Source organism: Shewanella sp., from assembly GCF_051658185.1.
Lineage (GTDB): Bacteria > Pseudomonadota > Gammaproteobacteria > Enterobacterales > Shewanellaceae > Shewanella.
Map to the genome: position 1 here is coordinate 1 of NZ_JBOFMC010000248.1, position 2,535 is coordinate 2,535.

General features: G+C 49.5%; 1 protein-coding gene. It reads left to right on the plus strand.

The window, feature by feature from the left end:
- Positions 1-345: 345 nt before the first annotated feature.
- The gene (locus ACRCZA_RS09765) at positions 346-2,424 is read left to right on the plus strand and encodes a M13 family metallopeptidase (RefSeq protein WP_438674252.1); all 2,079 of its coding nucleotides are present in this window, start codon (positions 346-348) and stop codon (positions 2,422-2,424) included.
- The last annotated feature ends 111 nt before the right edge of the window (positions 2,425-2,535 follow it).

Below are 2,535 nucleotides of genomic sequence, written 5' to 3' on the forward strand. Positions count from 1 at the left end.
TGTGCCGGCGCCCTGCCCCCCGTTATTTAACACCTCTATTTAATATCCCCGGTTCCCGGTTTAACCTCGCCCAACGAGTGCCGTACAGTGAACATCCGCGCAGCTTAATCCCCCCCGCCACAGTAAAATAAGCCTCGTCGATGGCAGGTAAAAACCGGCAAAAGTGGCACAGTCATTTTTAGTTACAACTCGCCTAAGATAAATCTGCACCAAAGCCTGTAACCATCTTGTTTAGATTCCCCGTTACGCATTAACATACGCCCCATTGCAGCTAAAGCATCCCTATATTTGCTAACATAACAGCCCCAATAACTTGGGCATAAAAACCAACGCGAAGGAAACAACATGAGAAAAGTACTCATTGGTGGTCTGTGTGTGTCACTTATCGCAGGCCTAAGTGCCTGTAACAATCCTACCACCGCAGTCAAATCCCCAGAGGCCAGCCAAACGGCGACGGCGGTTAGCCAAGCGTTGGGTTCAGGGATTGAATTTGCCCATTTTGATAACAGCATTCGCCCTCAGGACGATTTCTATCAATATGTGAATGGTACTTGGCTAAAAAACACTGAAATTCCAAGCGATCGCACCAGCATTGGCGCCTTTTATGATCTGCGTGAAAAATCCCGTGACGATGTGAAAGCCATTATTGAGCAGGTCGCCGCTATGCCCAACTTGATCATCGGCAGTGATGAGCAAAAAGTGGCCGATTTGTATCGCTCATTTATGGATACCGCGACCCTCAATAAACTGGGAATAAGCCCTATCCAAGGCGAGTTAGACGCGATTGCCGCCTTAAAAGATAAAAATGAATTGGTGAGATATTTCGCCCACAGCCAAATTATCGGTGGCGGCACGCCCATGGCATTTTATATTGATATCGATGCCAAAAACTCCAGCCGCTATGCCACCCACCTGTATCAATATGGCCTGAGCCTGCCAGAAAAGGATTATTACTTTAATCAAGCGGAACGTTTTGTGAATATCCGTAAGGCCTATTTAGCCCATATTGAAAAAATGTTCACGCTGGCCGGCCTTGCCAACCCCAAAGCGAGCGCAGAGACGATCCTTGCCCTTGAAACCGCCATCGCCGAAAAACACTGGGATGTGGTCCAAACCCGCGATAGCACTAAAACCTACAATCTTTACCAAGTAAAAGATCTGCCTAAGCTGGCACCGGACATCGATTGGACGGGATATTTGGCGGTATTAGGTGCAGACAAACAAACGGATATTATTATTAACCAGCCCAGCTATATCCAAGGCTTAAACGAGATCATCAAAACCACCGATCTCGCCACTTGGCAAACCTACCTGCAGTGGCAAACCCTCACGCGGGCCGCGAGCAACTTAACCGAAGCCCTCGACAATGAAAACTTTGCCTTTTTCGCCAAAACCTTAAACGGCCAAGCCGAGCCTGAGCCCCGTTGGAAACGCGGCGTAGCGACCGTTAACAGCCTACTCGGCGAAGTGGTCGGCAAAGTGTACGTCAAGCGCCACTTTACCCCGCAAGCCAAAGAGCGCATGCAAGCCTTAGTCGAAAACCTGCGCGGTGCCTATGGCGATAGCATTAAAGAACTCACCTGGATGAGCGATGCCACTAAAGTGGCTGCCGCCGACAAATTAGCCAAATTTAATCCTAAAATCGGTTACCCGAATAAATGGGAAGATTACAGCAAGCTCACCATTAAGGCCGATGATTTATTCGGTAACGCTACCCGAGCTAGCCAAGTTGAACACAGTAAATCCTTAGCCAAACTCGGTGCGCCTATCGATCGCGATGAATGGCACATGACGCCACAAACCGTCAATGCTTACTACAATCCCACCATGAATGAAATCGTGTTCCCAGCCGCCATTCTGCAACCGCCATTCTTTAACTTGCAGGCTGACGATGCGGTAAACTACGGCGGCATTGGCGCGGTGATCGGCCACGAAATGGGCCATGGTTTTGACGACCAAGGGGCGAAATTTGATGGCGAAGGCAATATGCGCGACTGGTGGACCGAGCAGGATTTAAAAGAGTTTTCAGAGCGCGGTAAAGCACTGATTGCCCAATACAATGGTTACTCGGTATTTGATGATTTGCATGTCAACGGCAGCTTAACCTTAGGCGAAAACATCGGTGACTTATCCGGTGTGACCATCGCCTACCGGGCCTATAAAAAATCCCTCAACGGCAAAGAAGCCCCAGTGATTGACGGCTTAACCGGTGACCAACGCTTCTTTATCGGCTTCACCCAAATTTGGCGCGCAAAAGCCAAAGAAGAAGCACTGCGTAACCGCGTCGCAACCGATCCGCACTCCCCGGCCGAATTCCGCGCCCTCGGTGCATTGTCTAACATGCCAGAATTCTACACGACCTACGATGTTAAACCCGGGGATGCTATGTATATCGCCCCAGAAAAACGCGTAAAAATTTGGTAAGTTAGCTTAGTCAGCTTAGTGAGCATCGCAGGCTCGGCCAGTTTAGGCCGGGCCTGCATTCCATAGACGCTATGAAGCGCATCAAACACGCTAATGGCGTGTTGACATCGA